24 protein-coding genes are annotated in these 25,771 nt (G+C 65.4%); 13 read left to right on the top strand and 11 right to left on the bottom strand.

What is annotated here, in order from left to right; translation table 11 throughout:
* A partial coding sequence (locus tag Q8S60_RS00585) for a TetR family transcriptional regulator (protein ID WP_305668263.1) occupies positions 1-242 on the bottom strand: 242 nt, incomplete at its 3' end.
* A gap of 114 nt (positions 243-356) precedes the next feature.
* Here Q8S60_RS00585 and Q8S60_RS00590 point away from each other — a divergent pair.
* The 7 genes from Q8S60_RS00590 to Q8S60_RS00620 all read left to right on the top strand — a co-directional run bounded on the left by Q8S60_RS00590 (position 357) and on the right by Q8S60_RS00620 (position 7,005).
* The gene (locus Q8S60_RS00590) at positions 357-2,033 is read left to right on the top strand and encodes an FAD-dependent monooxygenase (RefSeq protein WP_305275629.1); all 1,677 of its coding nucleotides are present in this window, start codon (positions 357-359) and stop codon (positions 2,031-2,033) included.
* A 173-nt stretch (positions 2,034-2,206) separates the two neighbouring features.
* Positions 2,207-2,986: an SDR family oxidoreductase gene (locus Q8S60_RS00595; protein ID WP_305275628.1), complete on the top strand. Its 780-nt coding sequence runs from the start codon at positions 2,207-2,209 to the stop codon at positions 2,984-2,986.
* 10 nt (positions 2,987-2,996) lie between these two features.
* On the top strand, positions 2,997-3,446 hold the full coding sequence (locus Q8S60_RS00600; protein WP_305275627.1) for a DUF6640 family protein: 450 nt from the start codon (positions 2,997-2,999) through the stop codon (positions 3,444-3,446).
* A gap of 10 nt (positions 3,447-3,456) precedes the next feature.
* Positions 3,457-4,599: a fumarylacetoacetate hydrolase family protein gene (locus Q8S60_RS00605; protein WP_305275626.1), complete on the top strand. Its 1,143-nt coding sequence runs from the start codon at positions 3,457-3,459 to the stop codon at positions 4,597-4,599.
* 350 nt (positions 4,600-4,949) lie between these two features.
* Positions 4,950-6,170, top strand: a complete 1,221-nt coding sequence (locus tag Q8S60_RS00610; protein WP_305275625.1) for an NAD(P)/FAD-dependent oxidoreductase — start codon at positions 4,950-4,952, stop codon at positions 6,168-6,170.
* A gap of 63 nt (positions 6,171-6,233) precedes the next feature.
* The gene (locus Q8S60_RS00615; RefSeq protein WP_305275624.1) at positions 6,234-6,554 is read left to right on the top strand and encodes a 2Fe-2S iron-sulfur cluster-binding protein; all 321 of its coding nucleotides are present in this window, start codon (positions 6,234-6,236) and stop codon (positions 6,552-6,554) included.
* 166 nt (positions 6,555-6,720) lie between these two features.
* Positions 6,721-7,005, top strand: a complete 285-nt coding sequence (locus Q8S60_RS00620) for a hypothetical protein (protein WP_305668264.1) — start codon at positions 6,721-6,723, stop codon at positions 7,003-7,005.
* A gap of 65 nt (positions 7,006-7,070) precedes the next feature.
* Here Q8S60_RS00620 and Q8S60_RS00625 read toward each other — a convergent pair whose 3' ends face one another.
* Positions 7,071-9,335, bottom strand: coding sequence for a xanthine dehydrogenase family protein molybdopterin-binding subunit (locus tag Q8S60_RS00625; protein ID WP_305275623.1), 2,265 nt, complete (start codon positions 9,333-9,335; stop codon positions 7,071-7,073).
* 13 nt (positions 9,336-9,348) lie between these two features.
* Positions 9,349-9,816 carry a (2Fe-2S)-binding protein gene (locus Q8S60_RS00630; RefSeq protein WP_305275622.1) on the bottom strand — a complete coding sequence of 156 codons (468 nt, stop codon included), beginning with the start codon at positions 9,814-9,816 and terminating at the stop codon, positions 9,349-9,351.
* 258 nt (positions 9,817-10,074) lie between these two features.
* On the opposite strand from Q8S60_RS00630, the gene Q8S60_RS00635 reads away from it, so the two are divergent.
* On the top strand, positions 10,075-10,614 hold the full coding sequence (locus Q8S60_RS00635; RefSeq protein WP_305275621.1) for a superoxide dismutase family protein: 540 nt from the start codon (positions 10,075-10,077) through the stop codon (positions 10,612-10,614).
* Between the two features lie 129 nt (positions 10,615-10,743).
* Here the strand turns inward: Q8S60_RS00635 and Q8S60_RS00640 are convergent, their stop codons facing one another.
* Entirely contained in the window at positions 10,744-11,478 is a 735-nt protein-coding gene (locus Q8S60_RS00640) for a glutathione S-transferase (RefSeq protein WP_305275620.1), read from the bottom strand.
* A 169-nt stretch (positions 11,479-11,647) separates the two neighbouring features.
* Between Q8S60_RS00640 and Q8S60_RS00645 the strand changes: the two genes are divergently transcribed.
* Together Q8S60_RS00645 and Q8S60_RS00650 are read left to right on the top strand one after the other, a co-directional pair.
* Positions 11,648-12,040 (top strand): hypothetical protein, encoded by a 393-nt coding sequence (locus Q8S60_RS00645; protein ID WP_305275619.1) that lies wholly within the window; start codon positions 11,648-11,650, stop codon positions 12,038-12,040.
* Entirely contained in the window at positions 12,037-12,336 is a 300-nt protein-coding gene (locus Q8S60_RS00650; protein WP_305275618.1) for a ribbon-helix-helix protein, CopG family, read from the top strand. The genes Q8S60_RS00645 and Q8S60_RS00650 overlap by 4 nt, the downstream gene beginning before the upstream one ends.
* Before the next feature lie 204 nt (positions 12,337-12,540).
* On the opposite strand, the gene Q8S60_RS00655 is transcribed toward Q8S60_RS00650, so the two are convergent.
* Positions 12,541-15,096: an ATP-binding protein gene (locus tag Q8S60_RS00655; RefSeq protein WP_305275617.1), complete on the bottom strand. Its 2,556-nt coding sequence runs from the start codon at positions 15,094-15,096 to the stop codon at positions 12,541-12,543.
* Between the two features lie 220 nt (positions 15,097-15,316).
* The gene (gene ahcY, locus Q8S60_RS00660) at positions 15,317-16,735 is read right to left on the bottom strand and encodes an adenosylhomocysteinase (RefSeq protein ID WP_305275616.1); all 1,419 of its coding nucleotides are present in this window, start codon (positions 16,733-16,735) and stop codon (positions 15,317-15,319) included.
* A gap of 301 nt (positions 16,736-17,036) precedes the next feature.
* On the opposite strand from ahcY, the gene Q8S60_RS00665 reads away from it, so the two are divergent.
* Positions 17,037-17,861, top strand: a complete 825-nt coding sequence (locus tag Q8S60_RS00665; protein ID WP_305275615.1) for an acyl-CoA thioesterase II — start codon at positions 17,037-17,039, stop codon at positions 17,859-17,861.
* A 2-nt stretch (positions 17,862-17,863) separates the two neighbouring features.
* Here Q8S60_RS00665 and Q8S60_RS00670 read toward each other — a convergent pair whose 3' ends face one another.
* The 5 genes from Q8S60_RS00670 to Q8S60_RS00690 all read right to left on the bottom strand — a co-directional run bounded on the left by Q8S60_RS00670 (position 17,864) and on the right by Q8S60_RS00690 (position 21,882).
* Complete coding sequence (locus tag Q8S60_RS00670; RefSeq protein ID WP_305275614.1) at positions 17,864-18,169, bottom strand: HPr family phosphocarrier protein; 306 nt, start codon at positions 18,167-18,169, stop codon at positions 17,864-17,866.
* Positions 18,170-18,172: 3 nt separating this feature from the next.
* Positions 18,173-18,580 carry a PTS sugar transporter subunit IIA gene (locus Q8S60_RS00675; protein ID WP_305275613.1) on the bottom strand — a complete coding sequence of 136 codons (408 nt, stop codon included), beginning with the start codon at positions 18,578-18,580 and terminating at the stop codon, positions 18,173-18,175.
* A gap of 191 nt (positions 18,581-18,771) precedes the next feature.
* Positions 18,772-19,257 carry an HPr kinase/phosphorylase gene (locus Q8S60_RS00680; protein ID WP_305275612.1) on the bottom strand — a complete coding sequence of 162 codons (486 nt, stop codon included), beginning with the start codon at positions 19,255-19,257 and terminating at the stop codon, positions 18,772-18,774.
* Positions 19,258-19,265: 8 nt separating this feature from the next.
* Positions 19,266-21,131 carry a sensor histidine kinase gene (locus tag Q8S60_RS00685; protein ID WP_305275611.1) on the bottom strand — a complete coding sequence of 622 codons (1,866 nt, stop codon included), beginning with the start codon at positions 21,129-21,131 and terminating at the stop codon, positions 19,266-19,268.
* A gap of 46 nt (positions 21,132-21,177) precedes the next feature.
* The gene (locus tag Q8S60_RS00690) at positions 21,178-21,882 is read right to left on the bottom strand and encodes a response regulator transcription factor (protein WP_305275610.1); all 705 of its coding nucleotides are present in this window, start codon (positions 21,880-21,882) and stop codon (positions 21,178-21,180) included.
* A 316-nt stretch (positions 21,883-22,198) separates the two neighbouring features.
* Here Q8S60_RS00690 and Q8S60_RS00695 point away from each other — a divergent pair, with 316 nt between their 5' ends.
* Together Q8S60_RS00695 and Q8S60_RS00700 are read left to right on the top strand one after the other, a co-directional pair.
* Complete coding sequence (locus Q8S60_RS00695) at positions 22,199-23,692, top strand: M20 family peptidase (protein ID WP_305275609.1); 1,494 nt, start codon at positions 22,199-22,201, stop codon at positions 23,690-23,692.
* Positions 23,693-24,100: 408 nt separating this feature from the next.
* Positions 24,101-25,714, top strand: coding sequence for a phosphoenolpyruvate carboxykinase (locus Q8S60_RS00700; protein WP_305275608.1), 1,614 nt, complete (start codon positions 24,101-24,103; stop codon positions 25,712-25,714).
* Positions 25,715-25,771 lie beyond the last annotated feature (57 nt).

Raw genomic sequence — 25,771 nt, forward strand, 5'->3', positions numbered from 1 at the left:
TCGATCCCCTCCATTTCCGCGTCCAGGCGGCGGACGACCTCGAAGGCGATGCCATAGGCGGCTTCGCGGAGGATTTCGGCCTTGTCGTTGAAATGAGTGTAGAAAGTGCCGTTGGCGAGGCCCGCGGCGGTGGTGATGTCGCTGATTTTCGCGGCTTCCCCGCCTTTTTCGGCGACGACCTCGACAGCGGCGTCCAGAAGCGCGGAGCGGGTGCGCTCGCGTTTGCCCTGGCCTGCCGTCAAATCCTTAAAATGTCCGTGCCGCATGGAGCGAGAATAGCGCAGGCCACGGGTTGACAAAAGTCATTTATGAGATGTATCTCAAATATGAGAGTACTCTCATATTTGAGGCGCGCCATGTCCCGCATTCCCGTCCTGATCGTTGGTGCCGGTCCTGTTGGCCAGCTTTCGGCGCTGCTGCTGGCGCGGCAGGGGATCGCGTCGCGGCTGATCGACAGACGGCCGCAGCCGAGCGAAGCGCCGAAGGCCCATGCGGTGAACCCGCGGACGCTCGAAATCTGCGAAAGCGTGGGCGTGCCGGCGGAGGGACTGCGCCGGGAGGGCGCGAGCGCCAACGATGCCGGATGGGTGCGTTTCATCTGTACACTGACGGGTACGGAGTTCGGCGCGCTGCCTTACGAGCGGCAGGACGACAAGGCGCTGGCGCATACGCCCTACCCGCTCACCAATATTCCGCAGCCGAAATTCGAGGCGGCGCTGGCGAAGGCGATTGACGCCGAGCCGCTCATTACCTTCACGCGCGGCGTCACCTGCGCCGATCTCGCGGAAGTACCTGACGGGGTGACGGCGCAACTGGAGGCGGCAGACGGCACGCGCGATGCCCTCACCTGCGACTATCTCATCGCGGCAGACGGCGCGGGCTCGCGATTGCGCGACACGCTCGGCATCGCGATGGAGGGGCCGGAGGCGCTGCAGCACAATCTGATGATCCATTTCGAGGCCGACCTCAGGGCGCTCACAGATGCGCGGCCCGGCGTTCTCTATTTCCTGTTCCAGCCGGGTACGAGCGGCGTCTTCATCGCCTATGACCGGGGCAGGACATGGGTGCTGATGCACCCGCACGATCCGGCGCGCGAACCTCGCGAAAGTTTCGACGACGCGAGATGCCGGGCACTGATCGAAGCGGCAATCGGTACGGCGGCGCCCGCGCTCCCCGCACTCCATGTCCGCCATGTGAGCCCCTGGACGATGTCGGCGCAGGTGGCGGAACGCTACCGCAAGGGCCGCGTGTTCCTGGCGGGCGATGCGGCGCACCGCTTTCCGCCGACGGGCGGGCTCGGCCTCAACACGGGCGCGGTGGACGCGCAGAACCTTGCCTGGAAACTCGCCGCCGTGCTGAAAGGCGAAGCGGGAGAGGCACTTCTCGACACATACGAGACGGAACGGCGACCCGTGGCGCTGACCAATTGCGAGCAGAGCCTGACCAACGCGTCGAAGATCTTCGAGTTGTTCGGCGCGCTTTACGGGCCCGACCCGGCAAAGCGGCAGGCGCATTACGAGGCCATCGCCGCGAACCCGGCCGCTTCCGCCGAGCTTGCCGCCACCGTGGAAGCGCAGCGGCCGCATTTCGACAGTTTCAACCTGCAGCTCGGCTATCGCTATGCGTCGGCGGCGACCATCGGCGCGCCTGCCCTGCAGGCGGCGGCGGGCGTCGACATCAGCGATTACCGGCCTTCATGGGAGGCGGGCGCGCATGTGCCGCATCGCTGGGTGAAGACAAGGGGAGGCGCGCGCGTGTCGCTGCTGTCTCTCCTTGCCGCCGACCGCTTCGCGATACTGGCCGGGCCGGGGGGCGATGGCTGGCGCGAAGCGGCGGCGGATGCGGGGCTGACGGCGCTGCGCGGCGGACGGGATTTCGAGGACGAGACGGAAGGCTGGACGGAACTTACCGGCCTGCCGAAGGACGGCGCGCTGCTGGTGCGCCCGGATGGACATATCGCCTGCCGTTTCGAGGGCGGGGCCAACGACGCGGCGGCGCTTCTCGGACAAACGCTGGCGGAGGTTCTGGCGTGATGAAGAGCGTCGCCCTTTCTCCGTCATTGCGAGGAGCGGCGAAGCCGGGACGAAGCAATCCAGGAACGGCAAGGACTGAGTGTGCCGCTCCTGGATTGCTTCGTCGCTATCGCTCCTCGCAATGACGAGGTGTGTGGTGGAGAAGCGGCGGTGAAGTTGAGAGGAAACGGCTGATGGATCTTGGGTTAAAGGGACGCAAGGCGATCGTCTGCGCTTCGTCGCGCGGGCTCGGCAAGGCCTGCGCCATGTCGCTGGCGCGCGAAGGCGCCGACGTCGTCATCAACGGGCGGAACGCGGAGGTGCTCGACCTCGCGGCGCATGAGATCGCGGCCGTGGCGAAGGGATCGGTGACGCCCATCGCCGCCGACATCAACACGCCGGAAGGCCGGGAGCGGCTCCTCGCGGCCTGTCCGGCGGCCGACATTCTCGTGAACAACAATGACGGGCCGCCGCCCGGCGCCTTCCAGCAATGGGACGAAAGCCATTGGCAGGCGGCACTCAACGCGAACCTGCTCGCGCCCGTCTTCATGATCAAGGCGCTGATCGAGGGCATGAAGGAGCGGCGCTTCGGGCGGATCGTCAACATCACCTCGGCGATGGTGAAGGCGCCGCGCTCGGCGATGGGGCTTTCGACGACGGCGCGCTCCGGCCTCACCGCGATCAGCAAGGCGCTTTCCGTCGACGCCGCGCCCTTCAACGTGACGATCAACAACATGCTGCCCGAACGCTTCGACACGGACCGGCAGCAGCAGATGGCGAAGCTCGCCATGCAGTTCAAGAAGATCACCTATGAGGAAGCGCGCGCGGAAATCGCCGAGTCGATTGCCGCCAAGCGCATGGGGCAACCTTTCGAATTCGGCGATGCCTGCGCGTTTCTCTGCAGCGCACAGGCGGGCTTCATTTCCGGGCAGAACCTGCAACTGGACGGGGGCTCCTACCCCGGCCTCATCTGAGGAGATAAAAATGGAAACGCTTTACGACGAGCTTCTGGTTCCGCGTCTTCTCTTTTCGCTGGTCGCCTTCATGATCAGCGTCGGGCCGATTTTCGCCGACTTCAACAAAACGCATGCGACGAACCCGCTATGGACGCCGCATGCGCGGTTTCATGTGGTGTGGCAGGTGCTGAGCCAGACGGGCATTTCGCTCGTCATTCTCTATCTGCTGTGGACCCCCGCGACGGACTACGCGACGCATATATGGGTGGCGGCGATCCTCAATTACATCTGGGGCGCGAGCTTCTATACGACGCTGGCGACGATGCCGATCTATGGCGGGGCGCTGAAGGACGTGAACGGCATCAAGCCGTTCCGCTTCAATATTTTCGGCACGATCTATCTCGTGGACACCAATCTCTTCGGCGGGACAATCCTGATGATCGTGAATACAATCGGCGTCTGGTTGCTGGTGAACTGAGGATGGAAGAATGGGCTTTCTGCGCGCGGGCATTTTCGTCATGACGCTGCTCGGTTCGACGGCGGCGGGAGCGGCCGCACAGGCCGAAGGATTCGGCACGGTGGAAATCGCGCCCGTGGCGGAGGCGCTGACCTTCGCGCGCGTGCAGGAAGACGGACATCACCGGCTGCTGCTCGTCTCCGCCTATGAAGAGGGCATGGTGAGCGGCGTCGACGTGACGGCGGCGCTGGGGGCGGACGATCCCATCGACGCCTATGCCGCCCATGGCTACGAAGCGATTGCGGCGCTGGCGGCGGGGCGCGCCGAGCGGATGCCCGCGGGGCGGCTGACGCTGCCCGCGCGGCTGACCGCGTCGCATATCGCGGCGGGGACGAATTTTCCCGAACATGCGGAAGAGGCGACGGTGACGGACGGGCCTTTCCTCTTTCCGAAAGAGGTCGAGCCGACGGCTTTCAACGCGCCCGTGCCGGCGGGAGAGGCGCTGCTCGACTATGAGGTGGAGCTTTGCTTCGTGGCGCTGGCCCCCGTGGACCTCAACGGCGCGCTGGACGGCACGGCGCCGGAGCGGATGGGGCTGATGCTCTGCAATGACGTGACGGACCGGGCGGCGCTGATGCGGAACGTCGATCCCAATGACGTCACTTCCGGCAAGGGCTTCACGACGGGCAAGAGCGCGCCGGGCTTTCTGCCGGTGGGGAACCTGTTCGTCATTCCGCGCGAGCTGCGCCCCTTCGCGGAGGCCGCCGAATTGCGGCTGTGGCGGAACGGCGAGCTGAAGCAGTCGGCGACGCAATCGGAAGCGATATGGGATTTCGACGAGCTGCTGCGGCAGACGAAGGCTCGCGAGGGCATGACCTGGGAGTATCAGGGGCGGCAGGTGGGCCTGCCGGCGCCGGGGGGCACGATCCCGGCGCGGACCGCGATCCTGGCGGGGACGCCGGACGGGACGATCTTCCACGGCGTCAACAAATCGGCCATGGCGCTGGGGCTCTGGGACTTCGTGGCAGGGGGCTGGGACCGGCCCGTCACCGCCCATGTGGTGGAGCGGCATATCGCGCAGGAGAAGGCCTCAGGCGATTACCTCAAGCCCGGAGAGCGGGTGCAGATCGCGGTGCGGTATCTCGGCGAGATCGACAGCACCATCGTGGAATAGCCAGCAAACGCGCGCCTTTTCAGCCTGTGACGCCTGCGGCAACAAAGAAGTTGACGCAGGCGTCATTTTTTGGCGAGGTAGGGGCTCGCGCGCAGGCTTCCGGCCATGTGGCGGACAGCCGGCAAGACCCTGAAAAGAGGGGACAACACCCCCACCGCGTAGTAAAACTCCGCAAAAAATACGGGTATGTTCCGGCGACGGGGAGCCGCCCGCCCGGGCTTCGGGACGCGGTGAGGCCCATGGGCCCCGGCTTTCGCCGGGGTGACACCGTTTTTTTATCGGGCCTTCCGTTCCGAAGGTCATCCGTGAGCGGAAGAAACAACGAGAACAGCGGGGCGACGGGGAGGCATATGGCGGACGACATTCTCATCATCGGGGCGGGCCAGGCGGCGGCGCAGGCCGTGCAGAGCTTGCGCGCGGAAGGCTTCGACGGCGCGATCCGGATTTTCGGCGACGAGCCCTATGCGCCCTATCAGCGGCCGCCGCTGAGCAAGAAATTTCTCGCCGGCGAGATCGGCTTCGACCGCGTGGAGCTGAAGGCGCAGGATTTCTATGCGTCGTCGGGCGTCGAGACCCATTGGGGCACGCGCGTGACCGAAATCGAGCGGCGCGAGAAGCGCATCCTCACCGGCGACGGGCGGAGCTTCGACTATGGCAAGCTGCTGATCGCGACGGGAAGCCGCGTGCGCGAGTTGAACGTGCCGGGCTTCGACCTCGACGGGGTTCATTATCTCCGCAATATCGACGACGTGCATTCGATCCAGGCGCATTTCAGGCCGGGCGCGAAGATGGTCGTGGTGGGCGGCGGCTATATCGGGCTCGAGGTCGCGGCCGTCGCCGTGAAGCGCGGGCTCGACGTCACCGTGCTCGAGACGGCGGACCGCGTAATGGCGCGCGTGGTGGACCCGATCGTGTCGCGCTTCTATGAGCGCGTGCACCGCGAAGAAGGCGTGAAGATCGAAACCGGCGTGACGGTGGCGAGCTTCGAGGGCGAGGACAAGGTGACGTCGGTTGCCTCCGGCGAGGGGCGGCGGTTTCCTTGCGACTTCGTGGTGGTGGGCATCGGCATCATTCCGAACACGGAGCTTGCGGCGGAAGCGGGGCTGCATGTCGAGAACGGCATCGCGGTGGACGAGCTGTGCCGGACGAGCGACCCGGACATCTGCGCGGCGGGCGACTGCACCAGCCATCCGAACGGGATCTACGGACACAGGCTGCGGCTCGAAAGCGTGCATAACGCCATCGAGCAGGGCAAGACGGCGGCGGCGACGCTGACCGGCAAGGAGAAGCCCTACAACCAGGTGCCGTGGTTCTGGTCGGACCAGTACGACCTCAAATTGCAGATCGTGGGGCTCTCCGCCGGCTACACCGAGGCGGTGGTGCGCGGCGAGCCGGAGACGGGGCGCAGCTTCGCGGTTTTCTACCTGAAGGACGGCGTGCTGGTGGCGGTCGACGCGATCAACCGCGCGCCCGAATTCATGATGGCGAAAATGCTGACGGCGAAGCAGGCGCGGCTCGACCCGGCGCGCATCCGCGACGAAAGCATTCCCGTCAAGGAACTTGCCGGCTGAACGGCCGTATACGGAACAATTTTCCCAAAGACAAAAAGAGCGAGTGGAGGCGTTTTACTGAACATGGCGAAAATCACCTATATCGAGCATGACGGCACGGAACACACGATCGAGGTCGCGAACGGCATCACGCTGATGGAAGCGGCGGTGAAGGCGAGCATCCCCGGCATCGACGGCGACTGCGGCGGCGCCTGCGCGTGCGCCACCTGCATGGTCTATGTGCCGGAAGAGTGGAAGGCGAAGCTCCCGGAAATCGAGACGATGGAAGAGACGATGCTCGACTTCTGCGAACACACGGAAGCGAACTCGCGGCTTTCCTGCCAGCTCGTGGCGAGCGACAAGCTGGACGGGATGCGCGTGCAGATGCCGGAGAGCCAGCACTAGATTTTTCTCACGCGGCGAAAAAGAAGGCCCGCTTCCTCGGATCGAGGAGCGGGCTTTTGTTTTGGGGCGCCTTGTTGCCGGTGCGACGCCGGCCGCTGCCCGGAATGCGCCAAAAGCGGTCTTTTCACCTTGCGGGTCGAAGTCTAATCTCTTCCCAGGACAATGGATGGAAGCCATGAGCGACGCAATCGGACCCGGCGATCTTGTTCTTTGCGTCAATGCCGCCCCGAACCATGTGACGGGCAGGCCTGTTCCTCTACAGGCCGGAGAGACCTACCGTGTTCTCGCCGTCATGGAATTTGCCTGCCCATGTGGGCGTTCCGATGCGCTGCTCGATGTAGGCGTCGATTTCGCCTGGTGCCAGAGCCGCTTCCGTCTCCTGCCCAAACCCAAAATGGAGGCCAGGCCCCGGCGCGTTTCGGCGCCCAGGGAGAAAGAGAGAGTCCGGTGAACAGCCGGCCGACTTTTCCCTCTCCCCGAGGGGAGAGGGAGAAGAGGTGACGCTGCTGCCCTGCTCTAATCCGCGGCTTGGGCGAGTTTGCCGGGGGCGGGGGTGAGGTCGTGGTTTTTCAGGGGGAGCTGGCGTATGCGTTTTCCCGTCGCGGCGTAGACGCCGTTGGAGACGGCGGCGGAGACGACGGGGGTTGCCGGTTCGCCGAGGCCGCCGATGGGGGCGCCGCTTTCGACGAAGTGGACGTCGATGACGGGCGTCTCCGAGAGATGCAGCATTTCGTAGTCGGTGAAGTTCGTCTGCGCGACGGCGCCGCCTTCGATCGCGATCTCGCCGTAGAGCGCGGCGGTGAGGCCGTAGATGATGCCACTTTCGACCTGCTGGGCGGCGGTGTCCGGGTGGATCACCTCGCCGCAATCGACGGCGGCCGTGACGCGGTGGACGCGGACGGCGCCCTCCTCCACCGAGATTTCAGCGACTTCCGCGACGATGGAGCCGAAGCTCTGCTGGACCGCGATGCCATGGAAGCGGCCTTCGGCGAGGGGTTTGCCCCAGCCGGCTTTTTTCGCGGCGAGATCGAGCACGGCCTGGTGGCGCGGCTGGCCTTCGAGGAGCGCGCGGCGATATTCATAAGGGTCGGCGCCGGCGCGGTGGGCGAGCTCGTCGATGAAGCTTTCGTTGAAGAAAGTGTGCTGCGTATGCGCGACGGAACGCCAGGGGCCGCGCGGCACGTGGTTTTCGACTTCGACGAAGCGGATCGACTGGTTGGGGATCGCGTAAGGGATGTGCGGGGCTTCGCCGGGCTCGTCCTTGTGGACATAGATGTTTTCCCAGGCGGTGGGCAGACCCTTTTCGTCGAGCGCGACGCGAAGGCGGGAGCTTGAGGCGATGCGGTAGGCATCGTGCTGGATGTCGTCCTCGCGGCTGTAGATGAATTTCACCGGGGCATCGACTTCCTTCGCAACGATGGTGGCGAAGTCGATCTCGCTCGGGAAATTGAAGAAGCCTTCGCGGATCGGGATGCGGCGGCCGAAACCGCCGCCGAGCAGCATCGGATGGACTTTCACGTTTTCGAAGCCGATGCCGGAAATATCCGCGACGCGAGCGCGGGTGCCGAGCGGGTCCTGCACGCCGACCCAGACATCGGCCTTGCCGTCGCGGATCCAGACGGTGCAGTTCATCGGTTCCATGCAGGCATGTGCGAGGTAAGGCACGCGGTAAGAGGCTTCGACGATGTCGGCGCCCTGGGCGGCGAAGACGGAGGCGGCGTCGCCGATCACCTTGTCGTCCTCGCTCTTGCCCGTGGCGATGGCGGCGTCGTGGCCGGCGAAGATGGTTTCGGAGGAGACGGCCTCGCCGCCCTTCGTGTCGAAGGTGACTTCGAGCGCGGCGGCGGCTTCCTTCGCGCGCCAGTAATTGTCGGCGATGACGGCGACACCGCCGGGAAATTCGACGACCTTCTTCACGCCGCGGCGGGAGAGGATTTCGCTCGCATCATAAGAGACGACGGTGGAGCCGAAGACGGGGGCGAGTTTCGGCGCGGCGTAGAGCATGCCGGGGGCCTCGGCGTCGATGCCGTATTTCGCGGTGCCGTTGACCTTGCCCGGAATGTCGAAGCGGGGGCGCGCGGTGCCGACGATGGTGTAGTCCTTTTTCGACTTCAGGACCGGCGCGGCGGAGGGCGCATAGCCGGCGGCGTCGGCGGCGAGTTCGCCATAGGTGGCGGACTGGCCGTTGGGGCCCGTGACGGTGCTGAGGGCGGCCACGCAATCGGATGGCGAGACGCCCCAGCGGGCGGCGGCGGCCTTGACCAGCATGTCTTTCGCGGCGGCGCCCGTGACGCGCATGCCGTGATGTCCGGTGTAGCGGACCGCCATGGAGCCGCCGGTGATCTGCAGGTTCATGAACTGCGCGATCTTGGTCCATGCGGCGGCGTTGAGGCCCTTCAGCATGGGCGGCACGTCTTCGCCGGCGACGAAGCGGTTGCCGAGCGCCTCATTGGCGAAGGCTTTTTCGGCGGGGGCCTGTTCGGCGCGGACGAGCGACCAGTCGGCTTCCAGTTCCTCCGCCGCCATCATGGCGAGCGCGGTGATGGTGCCCTGCCCCATGTCGGCATGGGGAACATAGATGGTGACGATGTTGTCCGGCGAAATTTTCAACCAGGTGGTGACGAAGCGTTCGCCGCCTTGCGCGGCCGCCCCTTCGGCAAGCTCGCGGCGCGAGGGGCCGGAGACGGCATAGCCGAGAAGAAGGCCGCCGCCGACGGCGACGCCGACGCTGCCGCCGATGAGGAACTGGCGGCGTGAGGGCTTCTTGAATTGCATGGCCATGATGCTCTCTCCCTCAGGCTGCGGTGACGGAACGGATGGCGGCGCGGACGCGCGGATAGGTGCCGCAGCGGCAGACATTGGTGATCGCCGCATCGATGTCTTCATCCGTGGGCCGAGGATTTTCCGCGAGGAGCGCGGAGACGGCCATCAACATGCCGGACTGGCAATAGCCGCATTGGGGAACCTGCGCGTCGATCCAGGCCTGCTGGACGGGAGCGAGCATGCCCTCCGCCGCGCCGGACGTGGCGGCAAGGCCCTCGATGGTGGTGATCTCGGCGCCGTCCACGGCCTCTACGGGCGTGACGCAGGTGCGGGTCGCGACGCCGTCGACATGGACCGTGCAGGCCCCGCAGGCGGCGACGCCGCAGCCGAATTTCGTGCCGGTGAGGCCAAGCTCGTCGCGCAGCGCCCAGAGGAGCGGCATTTCGGGCTCGATGTCGAGCGAATGCGTCGTGCCGTTGACTTTGAGGGTAATGGCCATTGGGCGTGCCTCCCTGGGGTTCGCCCCGGGCGGGGCGTGCGGCCTATAGAATGACCAAAAATATCATTTCGGTCAGTCGGTCGCCAGTACGCATTTGGGGGCTCACGGCTTCGTGAACGGCTTGGCCACCCTCCCCCATTCCTTGGTGGCTCGTCCGCCAAGGCGGACAAGCTGGGAGGGTGGGAAGTGAGATGGGCTTTTCTGTCTGAACTTTTGCTCTAGGTTCTGGCGAGAAGGTTTTTCAAGAAGGAGGTTCCCATGTCCGGTTTCCGTCTCGGCGCGCTTGCGGCCGTGTTTTCGCTGGCGGCGCTGCCCGCTTTTGCCGCCGATGCGCCGCTGGCCGCAGGCACGTTCAAGAATGGCGAGCAGGCCGAGATCGGGACCGCCGATCTGTCGGAGGGACCGTCGGGTGTTCTCATACGGGTGAATGTGGAAGGGCTCGAACCCGGCTGGCACGGCATTCATTTCCACCAGACCGGCGATTGCTCCGATGAGGGCTTCAAGAAGTCGGGCGCGCATGTGCATCATGCCGAGAAGGTGCCGCACGGGTTGCTGAACCCGGAAGGGCCGGACGATGGCGACCTGCCGAACCTTTACGTGGCGGTGGACGGCACGGGCCAGGCGGAAATGTTTTCGACGCGCGTGACGCTGACGGGCGAAGACGACGGCCGGGCGCATCTGCTCGACGCGGACGGCTCGGCGATCGTCATCCACGCCAATCCCGACGACCATATGAGCCAGCCGATCGGCGGCGCGGGCGACCGGGTTGCCTGTGCGGTGATCGGGAAAGTGGAGTGAGAAGCGGGTTTAAACGCGACGGCATTCCGCGCGGCAAGGCGGCGCCCCCTCCCCGAAATTTGCAGGGCAAATTTCGACCCGCCCCCCAGGGGCGGGTAGGAAGATAATTCTCCGACTATCTCCGGCACGCTACTTATCCAGCTCCGGATAGTGGCGGAAGATGCCGCTTTCGTTGAAGGGCTGGCGTCTTTCGCTTTCGAGATATGCTTTTATGCGCGGGCGTTTCTTCACCGTCTCGTGCAGCGACGCGACGAGGGGCCGGCTTTTCAGGAGCCGGCCCATTGCTTTGGGGAAGGCGTATTTGAGGCCGTCGACCGTGTGGAAGAGCGAGAGGTCGGCATAGGTGAGCGATTTGCCGACGAGGCGGGGCTTTGCTTCCGTCGTGCCGTTGGCGGCGAGAATGCTTTCGAAGTAATCCAGAAATTTCGGGATGCGGGCGGTGCGGAATTCTTCCGCGCGGCGGGCGGCTTCCATTTTCTGATCCTCGTAATAGAGGCCGACGCCGACGGGATGATGCACGTCATGCGCCTCGGCGACGAGGTCCGTGATCGTGAGTTCGATCTGATGCGTCCAGAGGGCGCCGCTTTCGGATTTCGGCGCGAGGCCGAGACGGGGGCCGAGGTAAAAAAGGATGGCCGCGACCTGACCGATAACGACGCGCCCATCGCGCAGGAAAGGCGGCGCGAAGGAGGGATGCTGCGTGCCCTCCCCTTCGAGCAGCGCCGTCATCTCCGCCATGCCGTTTTCGCGCTCGCGGGCGACATCGATGTAAGCGGCACCCGCCTCCTCCAGCGCGAGGCGGACATACTCACCGCGGCCGGGAATGCCGGGCCAGTAGAAGAGTTCGTAGGGTTTTTTCGGCATGGGGGACCTCCTTTCCCGAGACATTCAGGGTCGTCCGGCCCGCTGAAAAGGCAAGGACATCCGCCAGATTTCGGCTTACAGCAAAGAATGGCGCATTTTTGGATTGATCGATGATGATATTTTGATTATTAAATGGAGACAGGAAGGGCATGGAGCCGGAGGACAGGACATGGCCGAGACGAACGACACTATAGAGACGGGCAAGGACAACGTCGCGACGCGCTACCGGGTCGAGGTGGGCGAGGAATTTCCGCTGTCGGAGCAGGAGCGGCGCGGCAGCTGCGAGATGCATGGGCGCTGGCAGGGCCACGAGTGGAAGGCGGAATGGCGCCACGAGCGGCGCGGAGGCGAGAGACGCGATTGGCATGCGTATGAGTGGCGGCTGCCGCGCGGCGCGAGGTTCGTGCTGGCGCTGGTCGTTCTGGTCGCGCTTGTTTCGGCGGCGGCGAGCTATCCGCTGGCGACGCTTGGCGTGGTCGCGCTGCTTGTGCTGTTCGCCGGCGGGCGCCGCTCGCGGCGGAGCTGGAATTATCGGGACTGGGACAGAAGGGACGCGGCATGAGCGCGCGCGAAGACGAAACGGACGCTGCCTGCGCGCCCGGACGGCGCGGACGCCACAGGCGGCACCGGCGCGAGACGAACGAGCGCGACACGACGCGCGTGCAACTCGAACTGCCGCCCCAGGCGATGGAACGGCTGCAGCAACTGAAGGACAAGACGGAGGCGGCGTCCTATGCGGAGGTGATCCGCAATGCGCTCCGGCTTTACGAGGCGCTGATCCAGGAAGCGGATCGGGGGGCCGAATTCCAGGTCAAGGGGCCGGACGGCGTGGCGGTGCCTTACAGGATTTTCTTGTAGGGCGCGAAGGACCGTTCCTGCATTTAAAAGCATCGTCACCCCCGGGCTTGACCCGGGGGTCCAGGGCGAGAAAGCGCAGCGTGCAACGCGCGCCTATAGCAAGGAAGAGTTTTGCGAAGAGAGACGGCACGTTCCGCGCCTACTGGATTGCCGGGTCAAGCCCGGCAAAGACAGATTATATAATCTGTAGGCAGATAGTACTCCCTATCCCACTTCCAGCTTCGTCGGCACGGGCGAGGTTGACGTTTGCGTGGCCGGCGGGGCGGCGCGGACGGGGAGGTGGCAGGTGACGCGGGTGCCGACGTCGGGGGCGCTTTCGAGCGTTACCCAGCCGCCATGCAATTCCACGAAGGAGCGGACGAGGGAGAGGCCGAGGCCGGCGCCGCGACGGCGGTCGGATGAGGAATGGGCCTCGAAGCGGTCGAAGACGTTGGACTGCAATTCCGGCTTGATGCCGATACCGGTGTCCTCGACATAAAGCTCGACCGAATTGTCGCGGCGGGCGGCACCGATGACGATCGTGTCGCCGGGGCTGGTGAAGGCGAGCGAATTCGACAGCAGGTTTATCATGATCTGCTTGATGCGCTTTTCGTCGGCGCGGACGATGCCGATATCCTTCGGACACTCGACCCTCAGCGTGACCTTGTTCTTCTGCGCCGGGCGCTGCGCGAATTCCTCCGTCGCATAGATCACTTCCGACAATTCGACATCCGACAGGTCGAGCGTCATGGCGCCCGCCTCGATGACGGCGAGATCGAGAATGTCGTTCACGACGTCGATGAGGGTTTCGGACGATTCCAGAATGCCCTGCATGTATTCGTGCTGGCGCGGCGAAAGCGGGCCGAACATTTCGGTTTCGAGGATTTCGCCGAAGCCGAGAATATTCGTGAGCGGCGTGCGGAGCTGGTAGGAGACGTGGCTGATGAATTCGGATTTCAGCCGGTCCGCCGTTTCGAGCGCGTCGTTGCGGTCGCGAAGCGCCTGCTCCATGCGCGTCGAATCCGTGACGTCCACATAGGTCATCAGCGTCGCGCCATCCGGCAGCGGCACCTGCGCGTAATCGACCACCGAGCCGTCCGGCCGGTCGAGGCGGCCGGTGATCTGGGTGCGGATGCCCGACATGTTGGTGACGCCGTTTTTCAGGATTTCCCATTCGGCGTCGTCGGAGAGAAGCGGGCGGCACATCTCGACCAGTTCGTTCACATGCGGTTCGCCGCCGAGATCGCCGTCGCCGAGATTCCAGATGCTCGCGTAGGCCGGGTTGTAGAGTTTCAGGCGGCCGTCGGAGCCGAACACGGCGACGCCTTCATAGAGATGGTCGATGGTTTCGCGCTGCACGCGGGCGAGCGTGTTGTAGGAGCTTTCGAGATTGAGCCGCTCGGTGACGTTTTCATAGAGATAGATGACGCCGCCGAAGGGATGCGCTTGCGCGAGGAGCTTGATCGTGCGGCCGTCCGGCAGGTGCCAGTATTCGTCGACCGGCTCGGTCGAGGTGTAGATCTCCATGCGGCTCTGCTTCCAGGCCTGGAAGTTCGCCTGTTCGGGCAGGCGGCGGCGGGCGCGCAATTCGTCGAGTATTTCGCCGTCGGAGGGGCCGCCATCGAGCCAGTGCGGCTCGAGGCCCCACAGCGTTTCGAAGGCGCGGTTGCGGAAGGTGAGGCGCTTGTCGGGACCGCAGATCGCGACCGCCGTGGTCACGCGGTCGAGCGTGGCGGCGTGGCTTTCGATGTGGCGGCGCAGTTCGGCTTCGGCTTCGTCGAGATCGGAGACGTCGATCGCGATGCCGGCGACACCGTCCGACATGCGCTGTTCCACGATGTCGAGGGCACGACGTTCGCCCGCCATGATGGCGTGGCTGCGCTCATGCGCGCGGGCCCGGTCGAACAGGGCGCGGCGGAGCGCGGACAAGGTTTCCTCGTTCAGGAGTTCGAGGCCGCGCGCGACGGCATCCTCCGGCGAGGCGGCATCGACGGCGCGGGCATAGGCGGCGTTGACCCAGACGAGAGCGCCGTCCTCGCTGCGGCGCCAGGCGGGGAACGGGGCGGTGCCGATATGTTCCTCGAAGCGGGCGCGCGAATATTCGGCCTGGCGGAGACGCTCCTTGAGGCGCGAGACCTCGGCGCGCTCGCCCGTGACGTCGCGCAGCCAGAGCACGGCGAGCGCGCCGGCGGGACGGCCTTCCGCCTCGAAGGTGCGGCCGTCCGTCGACTGGACATGGAGCGAGAAGCGGGCGCCGCGCGTGCGCAGGCGCTGCACGGCGGTGTTGAGACGGCCGGCATTTTCGGGCTCGAGGCGGGTCAGCAGATAGTTGAAATCGAGGTCGCCCGAAGAGGGGTCGACCAGCGTCGCCGTGGACCCGACGATGCGGGGGCGGGCCTGAAAGGTGCCGGGAGCGGCGCGCAGCGTTTCCGGCGTCCAGATGAAGACGGCGTCTGGTTCGGCGGCGAGGATCGCTTCGGCCGCGTCGAGGCGGGCCTCGAGGGCGGCGAGGCTCGTCTCGCGCTCGAGCGCGACGCGGCGCGCGATGCGCGAGGCGCGCAGGCCGGTAATGGCGGCGAGGACGCCGGCGAAGGCGAGGCCGGCGGCGACGGCGTAGGAGGTCGCGAGCGCAGGATCGGCGGCGGCTTCAGGCGGGAGGCCGAGCGCCGTCAGGGTTTCGATGAGGCCATTGGAAAGGGGTGCGGACTGGGTGGCCTGGGCGGCGGCGGATTGGGGCACGAGGCCAAGCAGGAGGGCGGGCGCGGCGCATCCGGCGCGCAAAAACCTTCTCCAGTTCCGGCCTTCCGCCGCCTTCATCACGCACATTCCCCGTGGCGCCCCTGTCGCTCGTGTGAGCGGACGCAAATCACTTGCCCCGAGGCATACTACACCACGAGGGACTCGCGGGTGAAAGAAGCTGTCGCGAAAAAGGACGGTCGGGCCCCGGGCAAAGAAAAAGCCCGGTGTTTCCACCGGGCTCGATCCCTGGCGGCACGGCCGCTCAGTAACGGTAGGTATCCGGCTTGAAGGGGCCTTCGGCGGCGACGCCGATGTATTCGGCCTGCTTCTTGTTCAGCTTTTCGAGCTTCACGCCGATCTTTTCCAGGTGAAGGCGCGCGACCTTTTCGTCGAGCTCCTTCTTGAGGACGTAGACCTTCTTTTCGTATTCCGCCGGCTTCGTCCAGAGCTCGATCTGGGCGAGCGTCTGGTTGGTGAAGGAAGCCGACATGACGAAGCTCGGATGGCCCGTGCCGCAGCCGAGATTCACGAGGCGGCCCTCGGCGAGCAGGATGATGCGCTTGCCGTCCTGGAACTCGATCTCGTCGACCTGCGGCTTCACATTGTGCCACTTGAGATTGCGGAGACCGCCGATCTGGATCTCGCTGTCGAAGTGACCGATGTTGCAGACGATGGCGCGGTGCTTCATTTTCCGCATGTGGTCGACGGTGATGACGTCGACATTGCCGGTGGTGGTGACGAAGATGTCGCCGCGGGGTGCCGCTTCATCCATCGTCGTCACTTCATAGCCTTCCATCGCGGCCTGGAGCGCGCAGATGGGATCGATCTCGGTGACGATCACGCGGCAGCCGGCCTGGCGGAGCGAGGCGGCGGAGCCCTTGCCGACATCGCCGAAGCCGGCGACGACGCCGACCTTGCCCGACATCATGACGTCGGTGGCGCGGCGGATACCGTCCACCAGCGATTCACGGCAGCCATAGAGGTTGTCGAATTTCGACTTCGTGACGCTGTCGTTGACGTTGATGGCGGGCCAGAGCAGCGTGCCCTTCTTCTGCATTTCATAAAGGCGGTGGACGCCGGTCGTCGTTTCTTCGGTGACGCCGCGCACGCTTTTCGCGATCTGATTGTAGAAGCCCGGCTTGTGCTTCAGGCGGCGCTTGATCGCGGCGAAGAGGATTTCCTCTTCTTCATTGCCCGGCGTTTCGAGGAAGGCGATATCGCCGTCTTCCGCGCGCTTGCCGAGATGGATGAGGAGCGTTGCGTCGCCGCCGTCGTCGAGGATCATGTTGGGCGCGCCGCCATCCGACCATTCGAAAATGCGGTGGGTGTATTCCCAGTAATCCTCAAGGTTTTCGCCCTTGATCGCGAAGACGGGAATGCCGCGCGCGGCGATGGCGGCAGCGGCATGGTCCTGCGTCGAATAGATGTTGCACGAGGCCCAGCGGATGTCGGCGCCAAGCTCGGCCAGCGTTTCGATCAGCACGGCGGTCTGGATCGTCATGTGGAGCGAGCCGGCAATGCGCGCGCCCTTGAGCGGCTTCTTCGCGCCGTATTCCTCGCGCGTCGCCATGAGGCCGGGCATTTCGGTCTCGGCGATGTCGAGCTCCTTGCGGCCCCAATCGGCGAGATTGATGTCCTTGATGGCGTAGTCGTGGGTATCGGCTTTTGCGGCTTGGCTCATGGGGCGAGGGCTCCTTGATTCGGCTGTGAGTTTCGACTGCCCGCAAGAGAAGGCAGCGGGACCGGCGCGCGAACGAAAGCGGCTGCCGGTCTCCAGCGTCGTTGATGGGGCCTTATAACAAGGCAGGGCCGGGGCGGCAAGTCGATATAAAGAAATCTTTATATGTTGTTGTGAAGAAAGACGCCGGCCCCTCATTTCCCGCGGAATGGCTCCATTTTACTTACCCCGGAGGTCATCGACACGGGGCGCCGGGGCTGGTTAGGTCACGGCAACAGCCATCCGCCAATACCGAGGACCGATCATGAACGCCATCCCGCCCACCCATCCGCTCGATATCGCCATGCGCCTGACGCCGACGGAGGACGGGCGGCTCAGGGGCGCCACCTCCGACGAGTACTGGAACATGATGGGGCCCTTCGGGGGCACGACGGCATCGCTGATGCTGAAGGCGGCACTCGACGCGCCGCAACGGATCGGCGACCCGGTGGCGCTCACCGTGAATTTCTGCGCGCCGGTCGCGAAGGGCGATTTCTTCATCGACCTGAAGGAGACGCGCACCAACCGTTCGACGCAGCACTGGTCCATGGAACTTTCGCAGGACGACGGTGTGGCAGCGAGCGCGACGGCGGTGTTTGCGAAGCGGCGCGAGACGTGGGCGCACCAGCCGGCGGCGAGGCCCGCGATACCGCCGCGCGAGACGCTGGTGCCGATGGACACGGAGGGGCGCAATGCCTGGCTCTCGCGCTACGATCTGCGCTTCGCGGAGGGGGCGATGAATTTCGTCGCGCGGGCGGACGACGATCCCGCCCCGTCGCGCTCGCTGCTCTGGATTGCCGACAAGCCGGCGCGCGCGCTCGATTTCATTTCGCTCGCGTCGCTCGCCGATACATTCATCGTCCGCATCTTTCTCGTGCGGGGCCGCATGGTGCCGGCGGGGACGGTTTCGCTCACCACCTATTTTCACACCGACGCGGCGGCGCTTGGGGCGCTCGGCAGCGAGCCGCTGATCGGCGTCGCCGACACAAAGGTTTTCCGGCAGGGCTATTTCGATCAATCGGCGGAGCTTTGGAGCGCGGACGGGCGGCTTCTCGCGACGAGCGTGCAGACGGTTTATTTCAAGGAATAGCTCTAGTCGCGTTCGCCGAAGCCGTCGGCCACCAGCGCGGCGAGGGCTTCGAGGGCGGCTTCGGCGTCCGGCCCCGAGGTTTCGACGCGGATGCAGCAGCCGGGCGCGGCGGCGAGCATCATCAGGCCCATGATCGAGGTGCCGGGGACCGTCTGGCCTTCGCGGGAGACGCGGATTTCGGCATCGAAGGTTTCGGCGAGCTGCACGAATTTCGCCGAGGCGCGGGCGTGAAGACCGCGGGTATTGACGATTTCCAGTTCGCGGACGAAAGCTTCCGGCACGGCGGGTTTCGCTTCTGCTGACGGCACGGCCTAGGCCCCGTCGCCGGCAAGGACGCGGCTTGCGATCGAGATGTATTTGCGCCCGGATTCCTGCGCCTGATCGACGGCGTCTCCGAGGGTCGCCGTGTCGCGGACGCTGGCGAGTTTAATCAGCATGGGGAGGTTCACACCCGCGATCACCTCGACCTTCGCCTTGTCCATCACCGAGATGGCGAGATTGGAGGGCGTGCCGCCGAACATGTCGGTGAGGAGGATGACGCCGTCGCCGGTATCGGACGCCGCAACGGCCTTCAGGATGTCCTTGCGGCGCTGCTCCATGTCGTCATCGGGGCCGATGCTGATGGAAGCGACCTGGGCCTGCGGTCCGACCACATGCTCCATCGCAGCAACGAACTGGCTGGCCAACTGGCCGTGCGTTACGAGTACCAAACCGATCATCAACCGCCCTCAATGCCGCAATCCCGCCGCCCGTTACGCGCATGGCGCCGTCGACAGCCATTCGCGCCCCCGCGAAGGCGCGTATCGTGACCCCAATCCTGCGTCCATGACAAGTGTTGCGATGCAACAATCGGCAGTTCACCGAAGCTTTCGCCCAATTCGGAGGCATTAACGGCCGCCAAGGCGGGCGCTTATTGGCTTTGACGGCCGCCAAGGCGGCCGTCGGGGCCCGGGAATCCAGTGTCCGGCAGGGTTTCGAGGGCGAGGCGGAGCCTGGCCGCCGCCGTGACGTCGAAAGCGTGGAGAGCGAGGACCGGGAGGCGGCAGCCGAGGACATCCTCGAAGCGCGGCTCGGGGAGGCGCGGGACCTCGGCGCGGGGCACGAGATCGACGATGAGCGCGACGGGCGCTGCCGCGACCGAGGGAACCTCGACGAGGCCGAGGCCGCGCAATTCGATCATGCCGGCAAGGAGGGCGGGCGCGCTTGCCACGAGGCGCGCATCCGCGACGTGGAGCGCGACCTGATCGTCGGCGACGAGGCGGGTTTCGCCGGAGAGATCGTCGCGGACGAGGCGGAAGGCGAGATCGGATTTGCCGGCACCGGAGGGACCGCGCAGCAGCACGGCGCGCGCGCCGCAGGCAACGCAGGTACCGTGCATGTAAAGCGGTGCCGCCATGACGCCCCTCAGGCCGCTTCGGGCAGGTCGACGGTGAAGCGCGCGCCCGCAACCTTGCCGTCCTTCATGCGGTTGCCCGCACGGATGGTACCGCCATGCGCGGCCACGATCTGGCGCGAGATGGCGAGGCCGAGGCCCGAATGCTCACCGAAACTGTCCGGCCTGTCGGTGTGGAAGCGATCGAAAATACGCTCGAAGTTTTCCGGCTCGATGCCGGGGCCTTCGTCCTCGACGCGGATAAGGATGTGGCCGGGTTCGCGCGTGGCGGCGACATAGACCGTGCCGCCTTCCGGACTGAAGGAGAGCGCGTTGTCGATGAGATTGCGCACGACCTGACCGAGGCGCGTGTCGAATCCCTTCACGATCATGCCCTCGCGGCCGGGGGCACCCGGGTCGATCGAGAGTTTCACGCGGGCGCTGCCGGCGACTCCGCTCTCGTTGAAGAGATCGCAGACGGTTTCGAGGAGCGTGGCGATGTTCACATCTTCCAGCTCGCTGCGCGACAGTTCCGCGTCGAGGCGCGAGGCATTGGAAATGTCGCTGAGCAGCCGGTCGATGCGGCGCACATCTTCCTGGATGATTTCCATGAGACGGGCTTTCGCCTTCTCGTCCTTCGTGACGGTGAAGCTTTCGATGGCGCTGCGGAGCGAGGTCAGCGGGTTCTTGATTTCATGCGCGACGTCGGCGGCGAAACTTTCGATCGCGTCGATGCGGCTGTAGAGCGCGTTCGTCATGTCGCGAAGCGCGCCGGAGAGTTCGCCGATTTCGTCGCGGCGGCCGGTGAAGTCCGGTATCTGCGCGCGCGCGTTCTTGCCGCGCCGCACTGTTTCGGCGGCCTGGGCGAGACGGCGCACGGGCTCCGCAATGGTGCCGGCGAGAACCACCGAGAGCAGGATCGTGACGCCGAGCGCGACGAGGAAGACCTGCAGGATGGCATAACGTTCGGCGCGCACGATGCGGTCGATGTCGCCGCCGCGCGTCGAGAGCATCAGTACGCCAAGGACCGCGCGGTAACGCTGGATCGGCACGGCGACGGAGACGATGAGTTCGCCGCGGTCGTTGACTCGCTCGCGGCTGGAGGCGGTGCCTTCGAGGGCGGCCACGACCTCGGAATACATGGTGCCGTTCTGGCTTCCGGCTTCGCGGAAGCGCTCCAGATTGCGGCCCGGCAGGATGCCGAGCGCCCAGTCCGTGACGCGGTCGAGAACGCCGATCTCGTCGGCGCCTTCGGGCGGCGGCAATTCGAAGGCGACGATCTGGCCCGACGCGCTCAACTGGCGCGAATCCAGGATGAGGAGGCCCTCCTTGTCGTAAAGACGGGCGCGGGTGCGGGTGGGCAGGACGAGGCGGCGCAGGATCGGCGCGGCATTGTCCGGGATGATCGGGACGTTGCCGTTCGCTTCCGGATCGGCGTCGTCCGGCGGCGGGGCGAGGATCGTGCCGAGCGCCAACGGGTCTATCACCTGCGCACCCTGCGTGGAGGTGGCGCCCTGCGCAACCGCGCCGGCGATGATTTCGGCCTGGGTGAGGAGGCTCTGGCGGCGGGCGTCGATCAGGCCCTCGCGGAACTGGTTGAGATAGAGAATGCCGGAGAGAAGAACAAAGAGCGCCGCGACATTGAAGGCGACGATGCGGCGGGTGAGGCTGGAAAAGCGGCCACCGGCGAGGAAGCCGCGAAAGCTCACCAGCGCGCGGCCGAGATAGACGCCGATCCTCGAGATGAGGCCGGGCGGGCGGATGCCGCGCGGCGGCGCGAAATCGTCCGGCGAGGACGAACGGGAAGCGTGGGCGCCGTCACGGGCGGTGGCGCGCGGGCGCGCGGAACCGCCCTCGCCCGCCTCGCCGCGCATCTCCTCCTCCATCAGGCTCGCCATGGTTTTCGCTTTTCCTCAAAGCGCTCCAGCGGCGCTCGTGGGCCGATCAGGCTTCCCGGTAGCGGTAGCCGACGCCGTAGAGCGTCTCGATGGCATCGAAGCTGTCATCGACTTCCTTGAATTTCTTGCGGAGCCGCTTGATGTGGCTGTCGATGGTACGATCGTCGACATAGACCTGGTCGTCGTAGGCGGCATCCATCAGCGAGTCGCGGCTCTTCACATAGCCGGGGCGCTGGGCGAGCGCCTGGAGGATCAGAAATTCCGTGACCGTGAGGACGACGGGCTTTTCTTCCCAGGTGCAGGTGTGACGTTCGGGATCGAGGACGAGCTTGCCGCGCTCCATCACCTGATTGACGGCGGCGCCTTCGGCCGGCGCGCCATCGGACTTGGGCGCGGCGCGGCGCAGCACGGCCTTCACGCGCTCGACAAGGAGACGCTGCGAGAAAGGCTTACGGATGTAGTCGTCGGCGCCCATCTTGAGGCCGAACAACTCGTCGATCTCGTCGTCCTTCGAGGTCAGGAAGATGACAGGCAGGTCCGACTTCTGGCGCAGGCGGCGCAAGAGCTCCATGCCGTCCATGCGCGGCATCTTGATGTCGAAGACGGCGACGTCCGGCGGATTGGCGGCGAGGCCGGCAAGCGCGGCGGCGCCGTCCGTATAAGTCTGGACGTGATAGCCCTCGGCTTCGAGCGCGATGCTCACCGATGTCAGAATATTGCGGTCGTCGTCCACCAGCGCGATGGTCGGCATTGGCCCCTGTCCCTTTTGACGCTCATGGCCCGCCGCCGGCAGCTCCGGGCCCTCTTCACTCTTCTCGTTCCGGACCTCTTGCATGACATACCCCGCTCTCAGAACGCCGCCCAGCGTGGCGTTGAGGCTTAGGGTCGCTTTTGGCCCAAAATGTGGCGGCAGTATAAGGGGTTGGCGAGTGCGGCGCCACGGTCCATACCCATAATATCCGAGAGAAGAGTCCCGGCGGCGTTTGACAAGGCAGGGCACGGCGGCGAAAACCGGCTGCAAGGCACAAGCAAGGGTCCGGGACCAACCCGGCCGCAATGGGGGAAACATGTTGAAGCGCATCCTGCTGGGGCTTGCGGGGCTCATTGTCCTGCTGGTGGTCGTGGTCGTCGGACGGACGCTGATGGTGCCCGTTGCGGCGCCTGTGGAAGCGGGCGCGGCGGGAAGCGTCGATGCCGAACGGGCGGCGCGACGCCTCGCCGAAGCCGTGCGCTTCGAGACGATCTCGCACCAGCGCGGCGCGGCTGCGGACGACCTCGCACGGTCGGACGCGGCGATGACGGGCTTTCGCGACTGGCTGGGCGCGACCTATCCGGCCTTTACGGCCGCCGCCTCGCGCGAAATCTTCGGCGGCCACAGTCTTCTCTATACATGGGCCGGAACCGACGCCTCGCTCGACCCCGTTCTCCTGATGTCGCATCTCGACGTGGTGCCGATTGCGCCGGGTACGGAGGATCAATGGGAACAGGCGCCCTTCGCCGGGACGATCGCCGACGGCTATGTCTGGGGACGCGGCACGATCGATACCAAGGCCTCGCTCGTCGCGATGGTGGAAGCGGCCGACATGCTGGCGGCGCAGGGCTTCCAACCAACACGCACCATCCTGTTCGCGTTCGGGCATGACGAGGAAATCGGCGGCGGCACCGGCAACAAGGTCATCGCGGAGACGCTGCAGCAACGCGGCGTGAAGCTGCACTGGGTGAATGACGAAGGCGGCGTGATCGGCCACGGGCTGCTGCCGGGCGTGACCACGCCGGTTGCGATGATCGGCGTGGCGGAGAAGGGCTCGATCTCGCTCGATATCGTCGCCTATTCGAAGGGCGGACATTCCTCGATGCCCTCGCCCGCCGCGCAGACGGCCATCGGCAGGCTTGCCCGTGCGCTCGAACGGATCGGCGAGGCGCCTTTCGAAGCGCGTGTCGACGGCGCGACGCGGGGCATGATCGAGAGCCTGGCGCCGGCGGTGCCGTTCATGCAGCGCATGGTCTATGCCAATCTCTGGCTGTTCGAGCCCGTGGTGCGCCGCGTCATGGCAGGGAGCCCGGCCAGCGCCGCGCAGCTCCAGACGACGATCGCGCCGACCATCGTCGAGGGCGGCAACAAGGAAAACGTGCTGCCGCCGCAGGCGCGCGCGGTGGTTAATTTCCGTATCCATCCGCGCGACAACGCGGAAAGCATCATCGAGCATGTGCGTGAGGCGGTGGATGATCCGGAAGTCTCGATCGAGCCGCTCGACGGCATCCGCGAGGCCTCGACCGTGTCGAATGTCGAAGGGGACGGCTACCGGCTGCTCACGCAGGTTATCGGCGAGAGCTTTCCGGGCACCATCGTCGCGCCTTATCTCGTGGTGGGGGGCACGGATTCCCGCCATTACCTGCCGATCACGGACAATGTGTTCCGCTTCATTCCCATCCACATGGGGCCGGAAGACATGGCGCGTTTCCACGGGACCAACGAACGGGTGTCGGTGGCGAACATGGGCGAGGCGGTGGCGTTCTACATCCGTCTGATGGAGGCCCTGAACGCGACGGAAGGGCAATAACGCCTAAATATTGCGCAAAGGCGGCCTTTGCCGCATTCCGGGGCAGCCTTTTTGGCTTTCCTGCGTCAAGCGGGACGGCCCCGGCCGGGCGAAAATCTTCTCCCGGAATGGATGCAAAGGTAAAAAAGGACGGTTCGCCGCACCCTTTGCAAGCCGCTTGTAAAGCGGTTGCGCCTTGCCGGACCGGGAACTATGTTGGCGCCGAAATTTCGAGGCGTGCGGGCCCGCCTGACTAGGCGCTGGCCCCGCTTTTGCTTTATTCCGGCGATATGAGCACCTGCCGGGCACGCTGCCGGAACGGCGCGATCGTGATAGACTTCGGCCCCTGACGCGAGAGGCGGCGGCGGCAGACAACAAGACAAACGACCAAGGCCCGTGCGGGCCGCACAGGACCACGAGGAGAGAAGCGTGAAACAGACCGGGCCCAACATCAGCAAATTCGGCGCCGACAAAAGCGGCTTCAAAAATCTCGCCGCCGCCCATTGGAACTACCGTCCCGCCGCGCTGTACGAAGAAGCGATCCGCAGGGGCGAAGGCCAGGTCGCCGCGAACGGGCCTTTCGTCGTCAAGACCGGCGTTCACACCGGCCGCTCTGCGAAAGACAAGTTCATCGTCCGCGACGCCTCCACCGAAAAGACCGTCTGGTGGGACAACAACAAGTCGATGACGTCCGAAGCCTTCAATCTCCTCCACGCCGACATGCTGAAACACGCGGAAGGCAAGGAACTCTTCATTCAGGACCTGTTCGGCGGCGCCGACCCGACCCATCGCCTCGCGACCCGCGTCTATACGGAATACGCCTGGCACTCGCTCTTCATCCAGAACCTGCTGATCGAGCCGAAGACCGAAGAGCTCGACGATTTCATTCCCCAGTTCACGATCATCGACCTGCCGAGCTTCGAAGCGGACCCGGCGAAGTACGGCGTGCGCACCGGCACCGTCATCGCCTGCAATTTCGACAAGCGCATCGTGCTCATCGCCGGTACGTCCTATGCCGGCGAAATCAAGAAGTCCGTCTTCTCGATGCTGAATTATGAACTGCCGCCCAAGCGCGTGATGCCGATGCATTGCTCCGCGAATGTGGGCGAAGAAGGCGACACGGCGATCTTCTTCGGCCTTTCGGGCACCGGCAAGACGACGCTTTCGGCCGTCGCCACGCGCACGCTGATCGGCGACGACGAGCATGGCTGGTCGGAAAACGGCGTCTTCAATTTCGAAGGCGGCTGCTACGCGAAGATGATCAAACTGTCGGCCGAAGCCGAGCCGGAAATCTACGCGGTGACGCGCCGCTTCGGCACCGTGCTCGAGAACGTGGTGATGGACGAGGACACGCGCGAGCTCGACCTCGACAGCGCGGCGCTTGCCGAGAACAGCCGCGGCGCCTATCCGCTCTCCTTCATTCCGAATGCGAGCGCGACCGGCCGCGCGCCGCACCCGAAGAACATCATCATGCTGACGGCGGACGCCTTCAGCGTGCTGCCGCCCGTGGCGCGGCTGACGCCCTCGCAGGCGATGTATCACTTCCTCTCCGGCTATACGGCGAAAGTGGCCGGCACGGAAAAGGGCGTGACGGAGCCGGAGGCGACGTTCTCGACCTGCTTCGGCGCTCCCTTCATGTCGCGCCATCCGACCGAATACGGCAACCTGCTGCGCGCCCTCATCGCCGAGCACAAGGTTTCGTGCTGGCTGGTCAACACCGGCTGGACCGGCGGCGTCTACGGCACCGGCAACCGCATGCCGATCAAGGCGACGCGCGCGCTGCTGGCCGCCGCGCTTGACGGCTCGCTCAACAATGTCGCTTTCCGCACCGATCCGAATTTCGGTTTCGAAGTGCCGGTGAGCGTGCCGGGCGTCGACGACAAGATCCTCAACCCGCGCGACACATGGGCCGACAAGGCCGCCTACGACACGCAGGCGCAGAAGCTCGTGAAGATGTTCATCGAGAACTTCGCGAAGTTCGAGGCGCATGTGGACCCCGACGTTCGCGCCGCGGCGCCCGCCGCTGCCCGCGCCGCCGAATAAGCGACGCGTTCACGGAATTTGCGAAAGCCCGGACAGCAACGTCCGGGCTTTTTCATT

Origin of the sequence: Parvibaculum sp. (assembly GCF_030694575.1) — a bacterium.
Lineage (GTDB): Bacteria > Pseudomonadota > Alphaproteobacteria > Parvibaculales > Parvibaculaceae > Parvibaculum.

Bases quoted from the DNA above. Each gene is read 5' to 3' on its own strand.
- Q8S60_RS00605 (WP_305275626.1), top strand. From the start codon at position 3,457: ATGGGCTTTCTGCGCGCGGGCATTTTCGTCATGACGCTGCTCGGTTCG.
- Q8S60_RS00645 (WP_305275619.1), top strand. From the start codon at position 11,648: ATGGCCGAGACGAACGACACTATAGAGACGGGCAAGGACAACGTCGCG.
- Q8S60_RS00615 (WP_305275624.1), top strand. From the start codon at position 6,234: ATGGCGAAAATCACCTATATCGAGCATGACGGCACGGAACACACGATC.
- Q8S60_RS00620 (WP_305668264.1), top strand. From the start codon at position 6,721: ATGGAAGCCATGAGCGACGCAATCGGACCCGGCGATCTTGTTCTTTGC.
- ahcY (WP_305275616.1), bottom strand. From the start codon at position 16,735: ATGAGCCAAGCCGCAAAAGCCGATACCCACGACTACGCCATCAAGGAC.
- Q8S60_RS00600 (WP_305275627.1), top strand. From the start codon at position 2,997: ATGGAAACGCTTTACGACGAGCTTCTGGTTCCGCGTCTTCTCTTTTCG.
- Q8S60_RS00635 (WP_305275621.1), top strand. From the start codon at position 10,075: ATGTCCGGTTTCCGTCTCGGCGCGCTTGCGGCCGTGTTTTCGCTGGCG.
- Q8S60_RS00610 (WP_305275625.1), top strand. From the start codon at position 4,950: ATGGCGGACGACATTCTCATCATCGGGGCGGGCCAGGCGGCGGCGCAG.
- Q8S60_RS00630 (WP_305275622.1), bottom strand. From the start codon at position 9,816: ATGGCCATTACCCTCAAAGTCAACGGCACGACGCATTCGCTCGACATC.
- Q8S60_RS00640 (WP_305275620.1), bottom strand. From the start codon at position 11,478: ATGCCGAAAAAACCCTACGAACTCTTCTACTGGCCCGGCATTCCCGGC.
- Q8S60_RS00690 (WP_305275610.1), bottom strand. From the start codon at position 21,882: ATGCCGACCATCGCGCTGGTGGACGACGACCGCAATATTCTGACATCG.
- Q8S60_RS00685 (WP_305275611.1), bottom strand. From the start codon at position 21,131: ATGGCGAGCCTGATGGAGGAGGAGATGCGCGGCGAGGCGGGCGAGGGC.
- Q8S60_RS00595 (WP_305275628.1), top strand. From the start codon at position 2,207: ATGGATCTTGGGTTAAAGGGACGCAAGGCGATCGTCTGCGCTTCGTCG.
- Q8S60_RS00625 (WP_305275623.1), bottom strand. From the start codon at position 9,335: ATGGCCATGCAATTCAAGAAGCCCTCACGCCGCCAGTTCCTCATCGGC.
- Q8S60_RS00675 (WP_305275613.1), bottom strand. From the start codon at position 18,580: ATGATCGGTTTGGTACTCGTAACGCACGGCCAGTTGGCCAGCCAGTTC.
- Q8S60_RS00590 (WP_305275629.1), top strand. From the start codon at position 357: ATGTCCCGCATTCCCGTCCTGATCGTTGGTGCCGGTCCTGTTGGCCAG.
- Q8S60_RS00650 (WP_305275618.1), top strand. From the start codon at position 12,037: ATGAGCGCGCGCGAAGACGAAACGGACGCTGCCTGCGCGCCCGGACGG.
- Q8S60_RS00665 (WP_305275615.1), top strand. From the start codon at position 17,037: ATGAACGCCATCCCGCCCACCCATCCGCTCGATATCGCCATGCGCCTG.
- Q8S60_RS00680 (WP_305275612.1), bottom strand. From the start codon at position 19,257: ATGGCGGCACCGCTTTACATGCACGGTACCTGCGTTGCCTGCGGCGCG.
- Q8S60_RS00695 (WP_305275609.1), top strand. From the start codon at position 22,199: ATGTTGAAGCGCATCCTGCTGGGGCTTGCGGGGCTCATTGTCCTGCTG.